Source organism: Jiella soli, assembly GCF_020615385.1.
Lineage (GTDB): Bacteria > Pseudomonadota > Alphaproteobacteria > Rhizobiales > Rhizobiaceae > VKMB-3413.
Map to the genome: position 1 here is coordinate 1 of NZ_JAJAVB010000031.1, position 15,195 is coordinate 15,195.

17 protein-coding genes are annotated in these 15,195 nt (G+C 66.1%); 7 read left to right on the forward strand and 10 right to left on the reverse strand.

Annotated elements, in window-relative coordinates; genetic code table 11:
• Positions 1–647: 647 nt before the first annotated feature.
• Both LH400_RS19900 and murI read left to right on the forward strand, forming a co-directional pair.
• Positions 648–1,466 carry an RNA methyltransferase gene (locus LH400_RS19900; protein ID WP_229154966.1) on the forward strand — a complete coding sequence of 273 codons (819 nt, stop codon included), beginning with the start codon at positions 648–650 and terminating at the stop codon, positions 1,464–1,466.
• Entirely contained in the window at positions 1,463–2,272 is an 810-nt protein-coding gene (gene murI / locus LH400_RS19905) for a glutamate racemase (protein WP_229154967.1), read from the forward strand. Before LH400_RS19900 ends, murI begins: the two co-directional genes overlap by 4 nt.
• A gap of 40 nt (positions 2,273–2,312) precedes the next feature.
• Here the strand turns inward: murI and LH400_RS19910 are convergent, their stop codons facing one another.
• Complete coding sequence (locus LH400_RS19910) at positions 2,313–2,819, reverse strand: hypothetical protein (protein WP_229154969.1); 507 nt, start codon at positions 2,817–2,819, stop codon at positions 2,313–2,315.
• A 143-nt stretch (positions 2,820–2,962) separates the two neighbouring features.
• On the opposite strand from LH400_RS19910, the gene LH400_RS19915 reads away from it, so the two are divergent.
• The 5 genes from LH400_RS19915 (at position 2,963) to LH400_RS19935 (ending at position 7,260) form a co-directional block, all read left to right on the forward strand.
• Positions 2,963–3,121, forward strand: a complete 159-nt coding sequence (locus tag LH400_RS19915; RefSeq protein ID WP_229154971.1) for a YqaE/Pmp3 family membrane protein — start codon at positions 2,963–2,965, stop codon at positions 3,119–3,121.
• A 241-nt stretch (positions 3,122–3,362) separates the two neighbouring features.
• Positions 3,363–3,980 (forward strand): 30S ribosomal protein S4, encoded by a 618-nt coding sequence (gene rpsD, locus LH400_RS19920; protein ID WP_229154973.1) that lies wholly within the window; start codon positions 3,363–3,365, stop codon positions 3,978–3,980.
• A gap of 286 nt (positions 3,981–4,266) precedes the next feature.
• Entirely contained in the window at positions 4,267–5,325 is a 1,059-nt protein-coding gene (locus tag LH400_RS19925; RefSeq protein WP_229154975.1) for a hypothetical protein, read from the forward strand.
• Positions 5,326–5,533: 208 nt separating this feature from the next.
• Positions 5,534–6,436, forward strand: a complete 903-nt coding sequence (ttcA, locus tag LH400_RS19930; RefSeq protein ID WP_229154977.1) for a tRNA 2-thiocytidine(32) synthetase TtcA — start codon at positions 5,534–5,536, stop codon at positions 6,434–6,436.
• Positions 6,433–7,260 (forward strand): inositol monophosphatase family protein, encoded by an 828-nt coding sequence (locus LH400_RS19935; protein ID WP_229154979.1) that lies wholly within the window; start codon positions 6,433–6,435, stop codon positions 7,258–7,260. The genes ttcA and LH400_RS19935 overlap by 4 nt, the downstream gene beginning before the upstream one ends.
• Before the next feature lie 186 nt (positions 7,261–7,446).
• On the opposite strand, the gene LH400_RS19940 is transcribed toward LH400_RS19935, so the two are convergent.
• The 9 genes from LH400_RS19940 to purS form a co-directional block, all read right to left on the reverse strand.
• On the reverse strand, positions 7,447–8,667 hold the full coding sequence (locus LH400_RS19940; protein ID WP_229155052.1) for a multidrug effflux MFS transporter: 1,221 nt from the start codon (positions 8,665–8,667) through the stop codon (positions 7,447–7,449).
• A 392-nt stretch (positions 8,668–9,059) separates the two neighbouring features.
• On the reverse strand, positions 9,060–9,407 hold the full coding sequence (gene grxD / locus LH400_RS19945; protein WP_229154981.1) for a Grx4 family monothiol glutaredoxin: 348 nt from the start codon (positions 9,405–9,407) through the stop codon (positions 9,060–9,062).
• A gap of 95 nt (positions 9,408–9,502) precedes the next feature.
• Positions 9,503–10,063: a hypothetical protein gene (locus LH400_RS19950; RefSeq protein WP_229154982.1), complete on the reverse strand. Its 561-nt coding sequence runs from the start codon at positions 10,061–10,063 to the stop codon at positions 9,503–9,505.
• Between the two features lie 462 nt (positions 10,064–10,525).
• A complete protein-coding gene (locus LH400_RS19955; RefSeq protein WP_229154984.1) occupies positions 10,526–10,759 on the reverse strand; it encodes a BolA family protein in 234 nt (77 codons plus the stop codon).
• A gap of 100 nt (positions 10,760–10,859) precedes the next feature.
• Complete coding sequence (gene purL, locus LH400_RS19960; RefSeq protein ID WP_229154986.1) at positions 10,860–13,085, reverse strand: phosphoribosylformylglycinamidine synthase subunit PurL; 2,226 nt, start codon at positions 13,083–13,085, stop codon at positions 10,860–10,862.
• An 80-nt stretch (positions 13,086–13,165) separates the two neighbouring features.
• Positions 13,166–13,774, reverse strand: a complete 609-nt coding sequence (locus LH400_RS19965; RefSeq protein ID WP_229154988.1) for a hypothetical protein — start codon at positions 13,772–13,774, stop codon at positions 13,166–13,168.
• Between the two features lie 16 nt (positions 13,775–13,790).
• Positions 13,791–14,204, reverse strand: coding sequence for a hypothetical protein (locus tag LH400_RS19970; protein WP_229154989.1), 414 nt, complete (start codon positions 14,202–14,204; stop codon positions 13,791–13,793).
• The gene (gene purQ / locus LH400_RS19975) at positions 14,201–14,881 is read right to left on the reverse strand and encodes a phosphoribosylformylglycinamidine synthase subunit PurQ (protein ID WP_229154990.1); all 681 of its coding nucleotides are present in this window, start codon (positions 14,879–14,881) and stop codon (positions 14,201–14,203) included. Before purQ ends, LH400_RS19970 begins: the two co-directional genes overlap by 4 nt.
• 9 nt (positions 14,882–14,890) lie before the next feature.
• The gene (gene purS, locus LH400_RS19980; protein ID WP_229154991.1) at positions 14,891–15,133 is read right to left on the reverse strand and encodes a phosphoribosylformylglycinamidine synthase subunit PurS; all 243 of its coding nucleotides are present in this window, start codon (positions 15,131–15,133) and stop codon (positions 14,891–14,893) included.
• Positions 15,134–15,195: the final 62 nt, after the last annotated feature.

Sequence of the window (15,195 nt, forward strand, 5' to 3'; positions counted from 1 at the left end):
ACAGCGCATCGACGTCTCGGAAGCCATGATCCATGTCGCCATGGGCAGCCTCCTGCTCCGACGCATCAGCCATTGAGACCTTTCTCAAACGGTCTCTCAGGCAGTGGCCGAGAGCACCGAAGAGACCACGGTTTTAACCACCGAGGGACTGACGAACCATCTCTACGACTTTCGCCCGGCCGGTCTTGCGAAGATACGGGAGATTGCCAGGAACCCTCCCAGGGAGAAGAAAACGGCGACCGGAACTGTCAAGACCTTGCGCAAAAGACTTCCTCCTCTTGAGTGACCATAAGTTATGATACGGCTCGTCCGGTCGGCAAGCAATCTTTTCGAGGACACGTTTCGTATTGCGGAGATGCACCCCTTAATTGTGAGGCTGTCGCCGTCGGAGCGCCTCGTTTGGCCTCCGCAGCGGCAATGCCTGTCGCCGGCTGCCGCACTCTCGGGGTCCCGCGGCTCGACCGGGGTCGGGCCTCCCTCCTGCGCGACGACGAGGTGAATGCGGAGGGCCGGGACGCGCGGGAGATCGGCGCAGCGCCAGGAACACGGAGTGGAGGGCCTGCCACTCGGACGCCTGCCGAGTGGCTTCAATTGTCCGTCGGGGTGTGGCAGGAGCCTGCGCAACGCAATGGATAAAGGCGCTGCAGATGTCGGAATCCTCTGTCGAGCGATCGGATCCGAGCGCAGGCCCCTCGATCGTCCTGGTCGAGCCGCAGCTTGGCGAGAATATCGGCATGGTCGCCCGGGCGATGGCGAATTTCGGCCTGACCGACCTCAGGCTGGTCAATCCGCGCGACGGCTGGCCGAGCGAGAAGGCGCGCGCCGCGGCCTCGCGGGCCGACCATGTGATTGACGCGGTCCGCCTGTTCGATCGGCTGGAGAATGCGATCGCCGACCGCAATTTCGTGCTCGCGACGACGGCGCGCCCGCGCGACAGCTTCAAACCGGTGCGCGGGCCGGAACAGGCGGCGGCCGACCTTCGCGCGCGGGTGGCTGCCGGGCAGGGCACCGCCATCCTCTTCGGTCGCGAGCGCTGGGGCCTCAACAACGAGGAGGTCGGCCTCGCCGACGAGATCGTGACCTTTCCGGTCGATCCCTCCTTCGCCTCGCTCAACATCGCCCAGGCCGTGCTTCTGATGAGCTATGCCTTCCAGGCCGCCGGCAAGGCCGGCGACACGGCGCCGCGCTTTTCCGCGCCAGAGGCGCCGCCGGCGACGAAGGACGACCTCTTCCGCCTCTTCCAGCATCTCGAATCCTCGCTCGAGCGGGCGGGATACTTCTTTCCGGAGGCGAAGCGCGAGGTGATGACGCAGAACCTGCGCACCATGCTGACCAAGGCGAATTTCTCGGAGCCGGAAATCCACACGCTGCGCGGCGTGATCAAGGCGTTCGACTACGAGGCCCGGCGGGCCAGGGTCGATCATGAGGCCGGCGGGACCGACCGTCATCCGGAGGGCGAGGCATGAGCGGTGCATATCGGCAATCTGACGAGCCGCCGATCCTGATGCTCGACAGCGGCGTCGGCGGGTTGACGGTCCTGCGCGAGGCGCGTGTCCTGATGCCGGACCGGCGCTTCGTCTACATCGTCGACGATGCCGGCTTTCCCTATGGCGACTGGAAGGAGGACGCGCTGAAGGCGCGGCTTGTGGCGCTGTTCGGCCGGCTGATCGAGGAGCATCGTCCGCTCGCCTGTGTCGTCGCCTGCAACACGGCCTCAACCCTGGCGCTCGACGACCTGCGCGCGGCCTATCCGGAGATGACCTTCGTCGGCACCGTGCCGGCCATCAAGCCGGCGGCGGAACGGACGCGTTCCGGGCTCGTCTCCGTGCTCGCCACGCCCGGGACGGTCGAACGCCAGTATACCCGCGACCTGATCACCCAATGGGCTACCCGCTGCGAGGTCCGGCTCGTCGGCAGCGTGAAGCTGGCGGCGCTTGCCGAGACCTATATGCGGCAGGCCTTCGTGGACGAGGAGGCCGTGCGGGCCGAGATCCTTCCGTGCTTCGTCGAGACCGAAGGGCGGCGCACCGACATCGTCGTTCTCGCCTGCACGCATTATCCGTTCCTGGTGAACCGCATGCGCAAGACCGCGCCCTGGCCGGTCGACTGGCTGGACCCTGCGGAGGCCATCGCCCGCCGCACGCTCTCGGTCCTGCCGGCGCGGCCGGAGCGAGGCGCCACGGAGCGGCAGATGGACATCGCAGTGTTCACGGCGGGTTCGCCGGACGCACTCACCCGGCGTTTGATACAGGGCTTCGGCCTGACGGCCTGACGGCTTGAGCCGGCGCGAACTGCCGCGCCAGCCTAACGCGTCAGCGCCGGAAGCTCAGGTTGGAGACGACGACCGACTTGCCGTCGATCTTCTCCACCACCTGCATGATGAAGGCCTTGCCGCCGTGATTGCGGATCAGCATGCGCGCCGTGTTATCGTCATAGATGACCCGGTTCCAGGTGACGCGAAGGTCCAGCGTGTCGCCCTTCAGCCGCCCGACGAGCCGGGCCGGTCCGCTGGAGGAGCCGGTATAGACGCCGCGATAGACCCCGGTCCTTGGATCGAGCGACAGCTTGGCGCCGATGTCGCGGGACATGAGCAGCATGGCGCGGCAGCGGCCGGACAGGGCGAAGGACCGCCCGCCGGTGCGGTTGCCGTCGACTTTGCAGGACACGCTCGTCGCGCTCGGCAATTGTTCGACCTTGACCGAGCCGCCGCCGGACCAAGCGCCGTCATAGCGCGAAAAATAGTCGGTTGCCCCGACTGCCGGTCCTGCGGAGAGCGCAGGGACAAGGGCCAGGAGCGAGAGGAGCGGGAGAATCTTCAAGGGAATTACCGCGTCGTCGATTGCCGGGAGGCGCACTACAGCACGCGCTTGCGGCCGCTTGATGGCCGGGATTCCCTGAACTCTTTCGGAACGCGCGGCATCGGCCGGACGTTGCCGCACCAATCAACAGGGATTCAAGTTTCATGGACATCATTCGCATCATCATCGCCATCATCCTGCCGCCGGTCGGCGTTTTCATGCAGGTCGGGTTGGGCAAGCACTTTTGGATCAACATCCTCCTGACCCTGCTGGGCTATTTCCCGGGTATCATCCACGCGGTCTGGGTGATCGCGAAATACTGATCGCCGACTGTGCAGACAGGCGGATCGCTTCGCTGCCGATGTTGACAAGCCATCCGCCGGTATTCTAGGACCACCGCAGCCGGCTGGAGTTCCGCTCCCGCCGGTTTTTAACGTGTCCCGTGGACGGCATCGCCTCGTGCCAATGTCGTCCTGTCAGTCCGCGATGAGCGGGCAGAGGAGGGCGCGTTTCCTCGCCCGGTCGGAATGGGTCCGTCCGGGTTTCTCGTTTGAAGGAAATGCGATGAGCAAGCGCGATTCCGCGAAGTATAAAATCGATCGCCGCATGGGCGAGAACATCTGGGGACGTCCGAAGTCTCCAGTGAATCGCCGCCAGTACGGCCCGGGCCAGCACGGCCAGCGCCGCAAGGGCAAGATGAGCGATTTCGGCCTGCAGCTGCGCGCCAAGCAGAAGCTCAAGGGCTATTACGGCGACGTTTCCGAGAAGCAGTTCCGCCGCACCTATGACGAGGCGGCGCGCCGCCGTGGCGACACCTCGGAGAACCTGATCGCTCTCCTGGAGAGCCGGCTGGACGCGATCGTCTACCGCGCCAAGTTCGTTCCGACGATCTTTGCCGCGCGTCAGTTCGTCAATCACGGCCATGTCAACGTCAATGGCCGGCGCACGAACATCCAGTCCTACACCTGCAAGCCGGGCGACGTCGTCGAGGTGCGCGAGAAGTCCAAGCAACTCGCCATCGTCATCGAATCGACGCAGCTCGCCGAGCGCGACGTGCCGGACTATGTCGAGGTCGACCACAACAAGATGGTCGCAACTTTCCGGCGCGTTCCGGGCCTCCATGACGTGCCTTATCCGGTGCAGATGGAGCCGAACCTTGTCGTCGAGTTCTATTCGCGCTGATCGGATTCCGACCAGCCGCAAGAATGCGAAAGGCCGTCCTTCGGGGCGGCCTTTTTTCTTGGGCATGGGGCGCGATCGGCGCCTCTTCTCCTTGGGTGCCGGACTACCCTCGTTGCAGACGGTCGAGCCTGCCGGCAGCTGCCGTCGTGACGGTGCATGGCAAGAGTCTCCTGGCACTGCCTGCAGGCGTTTTCGGAGGCGGAGTTCCGGCCGACCGGGCTCGACGCCCGGTGCTTTCGATGTCACCGTTCGCTTCTGGATCGCTTCATGAGGTCGGACGGTTTCCATGGCAGGCCCGCTCGAGGTCTTCATCCACGCCGGCATGCACAAGACCGGGACGACCTCGGTCCAGGCCGCTCTTGCCGCGCATCGCGGCGCCCTTCTGGACTCCGGGATCTGGTATCCGCCCGGCGGGCCCAAGCAGATCGCCCCGCTGATCAATCCCAAGCGCGCGGACTGGCGCGAGGATCACACCCGCAGCGTGCTGGGCATGGCGCGGCAAGCTGATGCCACTCGCGTTCTGTTGTCGCTCGAAAGCGTCTCGACATTTACCGGACAGCAGTTCCGGCGGCTGACCGACTGCTTCTCCGACTGCGATCTCACCTATGTCTTCGTCTTCCGCCATTGGTCGAGCTACCTGCCGTCGCGCTGGAAGCAGTATGTCGGCCGTCGCGACAGTCAGACCTTCGCCGGATATGTGAACGCCGCTCTTGGCAGCGACCATATCGACAACCGCTTCGATCTGGTCCTCGATCGGGCAGCCGGTTCCGGCCGATGTTCGGTGAAGGCCATCTCCCACGACTGGGCGGTGCGCGACGAAGGCGGGGTCCTGCCGGCCGTCCTCAGGGCTGTCGAGGTCGATGGTGTCTTGCAGTCCAGCCTCCTGTCCGGCGCTGGCTGGCTGCACCGTTCCGCCGGGGGAGAGGATTTCGAGGTCGCGCGCCTTCTCAACGGACTGCTCGCCCACAGGATGGGATTGCCCCAGGACGACAATTTTCGCTCCGTGGCCGAGGGTCGGCCATGCGACGTGTTCTTCGATGCGAGTGCCTCCGACATGCCGGAGGCCCTCGCCTCAAGGATCGTGAGCCTTGGACGCACGACGGCGCTCGCCCACGCCATACCAGCCGAATGGAACCATGCCCTCGACGGGTTGGAAGGCCACCGGTCCCTCTTTCCCGATCTCGGGGAGCGCCCGGTGTTTCCGCGCGAGCCCCGCCAGGCGACCTCATGCTGGGCGCTCGAATGGCAGGATCTGAGAGAGTGGAGCGAGCTGCAGGAAGTCATCGACGAGATGGCGCCGCGCATCGCTGAGCGCCTCGGCCGTCGGCGGACGCTGGTCTCTTGATCGCAGGTCTTCGCCGGGGCACGGATCGATACCGCCGGAGCGACACGGCGGGGCTTCCGACGCGCGACGACGGGCGCCGCCCGCTCTCGAAAGTGCGCCAGGGCGCCGCTAAACAGCATGCCCTCCTGCTCCGCCCGCGCGCGCCCGTTTCCCTTCCGTTTCCGGCCTCGACCCGGTAGACGGGGCAGGCAAGGCGGCGAGGTGATCGATGTTCGAGACGGATAGCGCGGAAGTGGCGGGTAGCGCAGCCGGGAGCAATGCTGTTCCCGGTGACGAAATCGCGGGCGCGGGCGTCCATCCGCTGTTTCACGACGTGCCGTCGACGGTCGGCTTCAAGAAGCTGAGAAAGCGCCTCCTGCGCGAGATGCGCGAGACGATGACCGAATTCGCCATGGTTCGTCCGGGCGCCCGCTGGCTCGTCGGCATCTCCGGCGGTAAGGATTCTTACGCTCTGCTCGCCCTGCTCCACGACCTCAAATGGCGCGGGCTGCTGCCGGTCGATCTTCTCGCCTGCAATCTCGACCAGGGCCAGCCCAACTTCCCGAAGCACGTCCTGCCGGAATTCCTGAACCGCTACGGCATCCCGCACCGCATCGAGTATCGCGACACCTATTCCGTCGTCACCGAGAAGGTGCCGGAGAACGCTACCTATTGCGCGCTGTGCTCGCGCCTCAGGCGCGGCAATCTCTACAGGATCGCCCGAGAGGAGGGATGCGAGGCGCTGGTGCTCGGCCACCACCGCGAGGACTGCCTCGAAACCTTCTTCATGAATCTCTTTCACGGAGGGCGGCTGTCGGCCATGCCGGCCAGGCTCCTCAACGACGAGGGCGACCTGATGGTCTTGCGCCCGCTGATCCGCTCGGCGGAAGACGACATCGCGAGATTCTCCGCGGCGATGGCTTTCCCGATCATCCCCTGCGACCTCTGCGGCAGCCAGGACGGGCTGCAGCGCAATCTGACGAAGCAGATGCTCGAGGATCTCGAGCGCCGCTTTCCCGGCCGCAAGCAGGTGATGATGCGGGCGCTCGCCAATGTTCGGACTGGCCATCTCCTCGATCCGGCCGTCTTCGACTTCGCCAATCTCGCAACCGATGGGATCTCTGCCGCGTGACCGCTTCGATCGATCTTCTCCGCCTTGCCGAAATCCTGCGCGAGGCTGCGCTCGCCGAGATCATGCCGCGCTTTCGCAATCTCTCAGCCGGCGACATCCGCGAGAAGACCTCCGCGACCGACCTCGTCACCGACGCCGACGAAGCCGCCGAGCGCTTCATCGCGCGCGAGACGAAGGCGATCGCGCCCGATGCGCTGTTCGTCGGGGAGGAATCGGTCGCTGCCGATCCGGGCCTCCTCGAACGCCTGAACTGCGCCGACCTCGCCATCGTCGTCGATCCGGTCGATGGCACGGCGAACTTTGCCGCCGGCGTGCCGCTGTTCGCGGTGATGGCCGCCGTGGTGAGCGCCGGGGAGACGGTCGCCGGCATCATCTACGATCCGCTCGGCGACGACGTCATGCTGGCAGAACGGGGGAGCGGCGCCTTTCGTCGCACGCCGTCGGGCGAGGAAAGCCGGCTCGCCGTGGCAAAGCCGGTGCCGCTGTCGGAGGCGATCGGCCTGATCAGCGCGAGCTATTTCCCGCTGGAGCAAAAGCGGCGTCTCCTGCCGCAGCTGGCGGCGGTGAAGATCGTCGGCAATTATCGCTGCGCGGGGCACGAATACCGCCTGCTCGCATCGGGCGGGGCGCATCTGTCCTGCTACGCCAAGCTGATGCCCTGGGACCATCTCGCCGGCTGCCTGCTGGTCGCCGAAGCCGGCGGACGCTTCGCCAAGATCGACAGATCGCCCTATACCCCGGCCGACCGGCAGGGCGCGCTGATCGCGGCCTGTGACGACGGCGTCTGGACGGAAGCGCGCGACACCTTGTTTCCGGCGGCCTGACCTCTTCAGGGGCAGGCTGAACTACGAGGACGTTGTGGAAGCCTGTGCGGCCTTCACAGGGCCGCTACTGTACAAGAATAATACGCGCAGGTGCGGCGCACGGCGGGCCGAGGCGATCGACGGGGCCGGATCCCGTCCCGGCAACGCTGTTCGGCGCGGCCGGCCGTAGGCAGCCGGCGACTCGGTCTATTCGGCCGGTTTGTGTTTCAGTTCCCCCGCGGTCGGCTGCGGCGGCGGGTCGTAGCGCGCCTCGAACAGCCGTCCTTCGGCGAGGAACACGCAATAGGTCGAGCCGACCGACAGGACGATGAAGCCCAAGAGCAGCGGAATGACCGTCGCGTCGTAGAAATAGCCGATCGCCGCACCGAGCAGGCCGCCGCCGAATGTCTGCATGAAGCCCAGAACAGAGGAAGCCGTACCCGCGACATGTCCCAGCGGATCCATGGCGAGCGCGTTGAAGTTGGTGCCGATGAAGCCGAACAGGCAGAAATTGATCGTCATGATCGGGACGAAGAACCAGATCGGCGCCGCGCCGCCCATCGACCAGGCTACGATCAGATGGATCGCGGCGAGCGACATGAAGCCGATCAGCGCACCATGCGAGAGCCGGCGCATGCCGAGCCGCTCCACCAGCCGCGAATTGAGGAAGGACGAGGCGGACATGAACACCGCCGTCGCCGAAAAGAGCAGGGTGAAGCTTGGCCCGATGCCATACACCTCGGTGTAGACCTGCTCCGCCTGATTGATGAAGCCGAACAGGACGCCGAAGATCAGCGCCGTCGCCATGGTGTAGCCGAACGCGATGCGATTGGTCAGGACGATCTTGAAGGCCTGCGCGACCCGCTTGCCGGTCAGTTCCCGCCGGTCCTCCGGACGGAGCGTCTCCGGCAGGCGAAGGGAGGTCCAGAGCGTCACCAGCACGCCGAAGACCGCGATCGCGACGAAGATCTCCCGCCACGATCCGAACAGCATGATGGCCTGTCCGAGGTTGGGGGCGAGGACCGGGATCACCATGAAGACCATCATCACCAGCGACATCACGCTGGCCATCCGGCGTCCGCCGAAACAGTCGCGCACGACCGAGATCGCGATCACCCGCGTTGCGGCAGCGCCGATCCCCTGAATGAGGCGCGCTGTCAGAAGCAGCTCGAAGCTCGAGGAGAAGGTCGCCGCGACATCCGCGATCACGTAGACCGCCAGGCCGAAGAGGAGAATGGGGCGTCGGCCGAACCGATCCGACAGCGGCCCGTAGATGATCTGGGCCCCGCCGAATCCCAGGAGATAGGCGGTCAGAACGAACTGCCGCTGGTTCACGTCGGCGACGTCGAGGGCCGTGCCGATGTCCTGGAGCGCCGGGATGAAGATATCGATCGCCGCCGAGTTGAGAGCCATCAGGCACGCGATCATCGTCACCAGCTCCCAATAGGGAAGCCCGTGCGTCTCGCTGCGCGGGGACACGCCGGATCGGGGGGACGCGTTCGACATGCTTGGCCTTTCAGGATGGTGGGGCGAGACTTATCTTGCGATGCAGCAAAAACAAGCCCGCCTTATCGCCGAGACGCACCGTCTCCGCGAGAGCGTCCTCTATCCGATACGACGCAGAAGGTCGCTCTACCTCTTTCAATCCACGTATCGTGCTGATGGAATATCGATCCCGAACTCAGGCCGATGCCGTAGCTTATACCAGCGGGCGAGGATGCTGACGCGTCCGCCTACGGGTGTTGCCCAAACGCGAAGGCCCACGCCGAAGCGCGGGCCCGATCTTCCGGAAAATGAAAGCGAAGACCGTCCGGCGGCAGTCAGCCGGCGGCAGTCGCCGGCGCCGTCGTGGGGACGCCATTCTCCTCGAAGAACGTCTTGAGCTCCCCGGCCTGGAACATCTCGCGAATGATGTCGCAGCCGCCGACGAACTCGCCCTTGACGTAGAGCTGCGGGATCGTCGGCCACTGAGCGTATTCCTTGATGCCCTGGCGAAGCTCGTCGGAGGTGAGGACGTTGACGCCCTTATACTCCACGCCGAGATAGTCGAGGATCTGCACGACCTGGCCGGAGAAGCCGCATTGCGGGAAGGACGGCGTGCCCTTCATGAACACGATCACGTCGTTCGACTTCACCTCGTTGGCGATCCAGTCGTTGATACCGGACATAGTAGCTATCCTTCATGCCGATGTGGGGCGTTGATGCGATGTGGCGCTTCGATACCTATTTATGAAGTCCGGGGCGACCTGTCGACCGCAGCGCTCTATTGCATCGCGTCGCAGCGGGTCTCGCCCGTCCGCGATGCCTCGCCGCTGGCAAGGTCGAAGACGGTCTCGGCGGCGATCACCGGTTCCAGCCCGTTCTCGGTAAAGCTCGAGAAATCGGGGCAGTTCGCCCTGGTTCCCTCTCCGACGCGTTCCCAATAGCTCACGGCTTGCTCGCCAAGTTCGTACCCGGTGACCGGAGCGTTCAGGATCGGCTCGCGGCGCTCAAGGTCGTAGACGATGAGCGATTCGGCCGGTCCCGTCGAGGCTGTCAGGGCGAGCTTTGCGCCGACGAGGCCGAGATACCAGAAAGGCTGGTCGTCATTGCCGCCGATGACGAAGTCGGCGGTCGTGGGATCGAACCGGCAGGTCTTCGTCGCCTTGTCGTTCCGCTTGGTGACGGTGAAGGTGGTACCCGCCGAATCGGGATTTTCCTGCGCAGCTATCCGAAACTCCTGGCTCTCATAGCAGGCGACATCCTGCGCCGAGGCGCTTGCCAGGAAACCCGAGAGGCTGAAAGCTGCAGCAAAGGCCAGCGCCACGAAACGCATTCTGCCCATGGAGTGACGTTTCCTCATGAAAGGGAGCGGCGACACGGGCGGAAAGGCGTCTCGCGCCTGCCGCTGACCTGCGCCTGGGCGGTCGGGTGCCTGAAAGTGCCGCAGGCGGCGCTCGCCTGCAAGAATTCCTTTCGGTTCGGCCGCCGAGTCCGACACCTCGCTGAGGAGCGTCGAGACGAGTACCTCTCACCCGGCTCCGTGACGGCCCGCCCAGCGCTCACGAAGCCGCGCCGCGGCGGTAGTGCGCGGCGTGCGGCGGATCCTCTTGTTCTTGTGCCGGATCATCCTGGCGATGACCGACGGTCGCTTGGTCCGTCGTGCGGATCGCCGCCGCACGGCCCGGCTCGTCCGCTGGCGAGTCTCGGGGTGGAATGGCAGCGGGTCCTCGATTCGTCCTTCGGAAACTCCGCCGATCGCATCCTCGATCGCCTTCTCGACGACGCCGTACATCATGCCCGACCCCTATTTCGGCGAGCTGGTCTGCAAAGCCAGAGCATGCAGCTCGCCGCCCATGTTTCCCTGCAACGCCTTATACACCATTTGATGCTGTTGCACCCGTGACTTGCCGCGGAAACTCTCGGAGACGATCTCGGCGGCATAGTGGTCGCCATCGCCGGCAAGGTCGCGGATCGTCACGACGGCGTCCGGTATGGCGTCCTTGATCAGCTTCTCGATGTCGCGGGCGCTCATGGGCATGGTCTTGTCACTCCTTGGCTCCGGCGCGGGCACGCCGGATTGCCCGAGATGATAGGGGCGGGGCGGGACCCGATCAATCGCGGCCCCGGAAACGGAGAGGTCATGCCGCTGCGGATGGTTCAACGACGGTGCCGGACATATAGGCCGGGAACCAGCTCTCATGGGCGACGGTCAGCGCCTGAACCGAGAGGTCGAGCCGATCGAGCACGACGAGGCGGTCGCCGCCGGCCGTACCGAGGCGCCGTACCGGGACGCCGGCCGCTTGCGCCTGGCTGCCGAGCGCGTCGGCGTCCTCGGCCTTGACCGCAACGACATAGCGGGCCTGATCTTCGCCGAAGAGCAGGGCATGGGCCGATCCTTTGCCGGCGTCGATTTTTGCGCCGACCCCCGAGGCGATGCACAATTCGGCGACCGTGACGGCAAGGCCGCCATCGGAAAGATCGTGGCAGGTGTGCACGAGTCCTAAGCGAATCAGCCCGCGGACGAGGTCGCCGTTGCGCTTTTCCTCGGCAAGATCGACTGTCGGCGGGGCCCCGTCCTCGCGCTCTTCGAGCGTTGCGAGATAGGCCGAGGCGCCGAGATGGGTTCCGTCGCGGCCGACGAGGAAGAGGATGTCGCCCTCCTTGAGGCTGTCGACGCGGGCCGTCTTCGTCCGGTCCTCGATCAGCCCGACGCCGCCGATCGTCGGCGTCGGCAGGATCGCCTGGCCTTGCGTCTCGTTGTAGAGCGAGACGTTGCCGGAGACGATCGGGAAGCCGAGTGCCGTGCAGGCAGCCCCGATGCCTTCCACCGCCTTGACGAACTGGCCCATCAGTTCCGGCCGCTCGGGATTGCCGAAATTGAGATTGTCGGTCGCGGCCAGCGGCTCGGCGCCGACGGCGGTCAGGTTGCGCCAGCATTCGGCGACGGCCTGGGCACCGCCCTGAAAGGGATCGGCCTCGCAATAGCGGGGCGTCACGTCCGAGGAAAAGGCGAGCGCCTTCGACGGATGGCCGTCGACTCGCACCACGCCCGCGTCGCCGCCCGGCCGCTGCAGGGAATTGCCCTGGATCATCGTGTCGTACTGCTCGAACACCCAGCGCCGCGAACAAAGGTCGGGCGAACCGAGCAGCGATAGGAGCGCGGCGCCATAGTCGCGCGGCTCGGCGATCTCGCCGGCATGGATGACGCGCGCCGGTTTCGGCTCCAGCCAGGGCCGGTCGTATTCCGGCGCCTCGTCGCCGAGTTCCTTGATCGGCAGGTTCGCGACCTCGCGGCCCTCCCACATGATGCGGAAGCGCTTGTCGTCGGTGGTCTTGCCGACCACCGCGAAATCGAGGCCCCATTTGACGAAGATCGCCTCGGCCTCGTCGCGCTTGTCGGGGTTGAGCACCATCAGCATCCGCTCCTGGCTCTCCGACAGCATCATCTCATAGGCGGTCATCTGCGCTTCGCGCACCGGCACGGTGTCGAGGTCGAGCTCGATGCCGAGATCGCCCTTGGCGCCCATCTCGACCGCCGAGCAGGTGAGGCCCGCCGCGCCCATGTCCTGGATGGCGATGACCGCCCCGGTCTGCATGAGTTCGAGGCAAGCCTCCAGCAGGCACTTCTCGGTGAACGGGTCGCCGACCTGCACGGTCGGGCGCTTTTCCTCGATCTTCTCGTCGAATTCGGCCGAGGCCATGGTGGCGCCGCCGACGCCGTCGCGGCCGGTCTTGGCGCCGAGATAGACGACGGGCAGGCCGACGCCCTTCGCCTCCGAGTAGAAGATCGCATCGGTCTTCGCGAGTCCGGCCGCGAAGGCGTTGACCAGGCAGTTGCCGTTGTAGCGCTTGTGGAAATTGACTTCGCCGCCGACGGTGGGGACACCGAAGGAATTGCCGTAGCCGCCGACGCCGGCGACGACGCCCGCAACCAGATGCCGGGTTTTCGGATGGTCGGGCGCGCCGAAGCGCAGGGCGTTCATCGCCGCGATCGGTCGCGCGCCCATGGTGAAGACGTCGCGCAAGATGCCGCCGACGCCGGTCGCCGCACCCTGATAGGGCTCGATATAGGAGGGGTGATTGTGGCTCTCCATCTTGAAGACCACGCAGAGCCCGTCGCCGATGTCGACGACGCCGGCGTTCTCGCCCGGGCCCTGGATCACCCTCTCGCCCTTGGTCGGCAGGGTGCGCAGCCACCGCTTCGACGACTTGTAGGAACAGTGCTCGTTCCACATGGCCGAGAAGATGCCAAGTTCGGTCAGTGTCGGCTCCCGGCCGATGAGATCCTTGACGCGCTCGTATTCGTCGGGCTTCAGCCCGTGCGACGCGACGAGGTCAGGCGTGATGGCGGGCTCGGCAGTCATGGTGGGCGTCCTGATCGTCCGGATTGATCAATTTGCGTGTTAACATCGCTGGCCGATGCGACAAAGCCCTGGTTCCGGCTTCAGCCGCGTGTCAGGCCGACGAAGGACAGGGCCGCCACACGGCACGCCTTCGTATCCGCCGCCCGCCGCATGACCGGCGTGTCGTCGTCGACCTGGCTGATCGCCTCGCCATGGAGGCGCCGCGACAGGAGGATCAGCGCGTAGTCATAGCCGCCCTTGGCCGCTGGCGAGCGGATGCAGATGCCGTAGCCCTCCGCCGCGCCAACTGGCAGAAACGTCGTCGCCCGTTCTGCGCGGCGCCGCCGGAAGACGGCCGCAGCCGTGTCCCGCGCATAGGCGATCTCGGCCGAATCGAGCGGTTCTGCTGAGGCAGGGCGGGGCGCCGGCTCGCGGGCCGCGGCGAGCTCCAATGTGGCGGCTGACGCATCGCCGCCCGTGCGCAGCGCCGCCCGCGTCGATCCGGCTCCCTGAAACCCGGGATCTACAGTTGCGGCGCCGAGGGGAGCAGGGCGGGCGGCGGCGCGGTCCTTCGCAGAAGGCATATCCGCAGACGGGGAGAAGCTCGCACCCGGTGCAGGCTGCACACCGCCGACGAACTCGTTGTCGGCCACGCTGGCGCATGCGCCGAGGGTGGCGCCGGCGAGAAAGGCGGCCCAAACGGCCGACACCGGGCGACGTCTCATCTCAGGCCGAACAGGAATCGTCGCCGGTCCGCCAGCGATCGAGATCGGCGCCGATGCGGCCGGAGACCGGTTCGCCCATCAGCGGCCCGTAGGCGGCGACATCCGACGAACCCCTGCGGCCCTCGACGACGAGGAGCGGGCGCGCCTCAACCTTGCCGCGCGGCACCAGAAGGAAGCGGGGTCGGCCGGAATAGGACGAGAGTTCAGGCGCGAGCGTGTAGGCGGAAAAGGCCGGATCCTTCGACTTGAACCAGCAGCGATTGGCGTTGAGCGTCAGCCGCTCCATGCGGTCGAGACCGGTATCGGCGCCGGCCGGAGCCCGTCCGACAGGCGTGCTCGTCCCACATCCGCCTGATATCAGCAGGAAGAGGGCCAGCGAAGCCCCGGCGGCGCGGCCGGCGATCTTGTGGCTCACGCGGCAAGACCGGTGTGAAGGCCGAGCGCGCTTTCGAAGATGCCGCGCCCGTCGGTGCCGCCATGCTCCGGCTCGATCAGATTTTCCGGATGCGGCATCATGCCGAGGACGTTCCCCGCCCCGTTGACGATACCGGCGATGTCGCGCATGGCGCCGTTCGGATTGGTGCCTGCGGTGTAGCGGAAGACGATCTGGTCGTTGTCTTCCATGCGCGCGAGCGTCTCGTCGTCAGCGAAGTAGTTGCCGTCGTGGTGCGCGACCGGGCAGCGGATCACCTGACCGGCGGTGTAGGCCGAGGTGAAGCGCGTCGCGGCGTTGACGACTTCGAGCTTCACCTCCCGGCAGACGAAGCGTAGCGAGGCGTTGCGCATCAATGCGCCGGGCAGGAGCCCTGCCTCGCAGAGGATCTGGAAGCCGTTGCAGACGCCGAGTACAGGCACGCCCCTGGCCGCGGCGTCGGCCACCGCGCGCATGACAGGCGCGCGGGCGGCGATCGCACCGGCCCTCAGATAGTCGCCATAGGAGAAGCCGCCGGGAACGACGAGAAGGTCGACCTCGGGCAAGGCGGTCTCGGTCTGCCACACGGTCTGCGGCGCCCGGCCGGCGATCTTGGTCAGCGCCGCGATCATGTCGCGGTCGCGGTTGAGGCCGGGCAGGAGGACGACGGCGGTCTTCATCGGTGGTCCTCAGGCGAACTCGATGGAGTAGTTCTCGATCACGGTATTGGCGAGGAGCTGCTCGCACATGTCCGACAGGCGAGTCCGCGCTCCCTCGGCGTCGTCGGCTTCGAGCGTGATGTCGAACACCTTGCCCTGACGCACCTGGCCGACCCCGTCGAAGCCGAGATTGCCGAGCGCTCCTTCGATCGCCTTGCCCTGCGGGTCGAGGACGCCGGTCTTCAGCGTGACGATGATGCGGGCCTTGATCATGTGTCCTCTGCGCGCGGTTTCGTCGGCCTTTGCGGCGGACGGATCTGGCGGTCCCTGGAATA

What these genes read in the sequence shown, in the direction of transcription:
- murI (WP_229154967.1), top strand. Translation starts at nt 1,463, where the DNA reads ATGAGCGGTGCATATCGGCAATCTGACGAGCCGCCGATCCTGATGCTC.
- purS (WP_229154991.1), bottom strand. Translation starts at nt 15,133, where the DNA reads ATGATCAAGGCCCGCATCATCGTCACGCTGAAGACCGGCGTCCTCGAC.
- ttcA (WP_229154977.1), top strand. Translation starts at nt 5,534, where the DNA reads ATGTTCGAGACGGATAGCGCGGAAGTGGCGGGTAGCGCAGCCGGGAGC.
- LH400_RS19955 (WP_229154984.1), bottom strand. Translation starts at nt 10,759, where the DNA reads ATGCCCATGAGCGCCCGCGACATCGAGAAGCTGATCAAGGACGCCATA.
- LH400_RS19950 (WP_229154982.1), bottom strand. Translation starts at nt 10,063, where the DNA reads ATGGGCAGAATGCGTTTCGTGGCGCTGGCCTTTGCTGCAGCTTTCAGC.
- LH400_RS19915 (WP_229154971.1), top strand. Translation starts at nt 2,963, where the DNA reads ATGGACATCATTCGCATCATCATCGCCATCATCCTGCCGCCGGTCGGC.
- grxD (WP_229154981.1), bottom strand. Translation starts at nt 9,407, where the DNA reads ATGTCCGGTATCAACGACTGGATCGCCAACGAGGTGAAGTCGAACGAC.
- LH400_RS19925 (WP_229154975.1), top strand. Translation starts at nt 4,267, where the DNA reads ATGGCAGGCCCGCTCGAGGTCTTCATCCACGCCGGCATGCACAAGACC.
- rpsD (WP_229154973.1), top strand. Translation starts at nt 3,363, where the DNA reads ATGAGCAAGCGCGATTCCGCGAAGTATAAAATCGATCGCCGCATGGGC.
- purQ (WP_229154990.1), bottom strand. Translation starts at nt 14,881, where the DNA reads ATGAAGACCGCCGTCGTCCTCCTGCCCGGCCTCAACCGCGACCGCGAC.
- purL (WP_229154986.1), bottom strand. Translation starts at nt 13,085, where the DNA reads ATGACTGCCGAGCCCGCCATCACGCCTGACCTCGTCGCGTCGCACGGG.
- LH400_RS19900 (WP_229154966.1), top strand. Translation starts at nt 648, where the DNA reads ATGTCGGAATCCTCTGTCGAGCGATCGGATCCGAGCGCAGGCCCCTCG.
- LH400_RS19940 (WP_229155052.1), bottom strand. Translation starts at nt 8,667, where the DNA reads ATGATCGCGTGCCTGATGGCTCTCAACTCGGCGGCGATCGATATCTTC.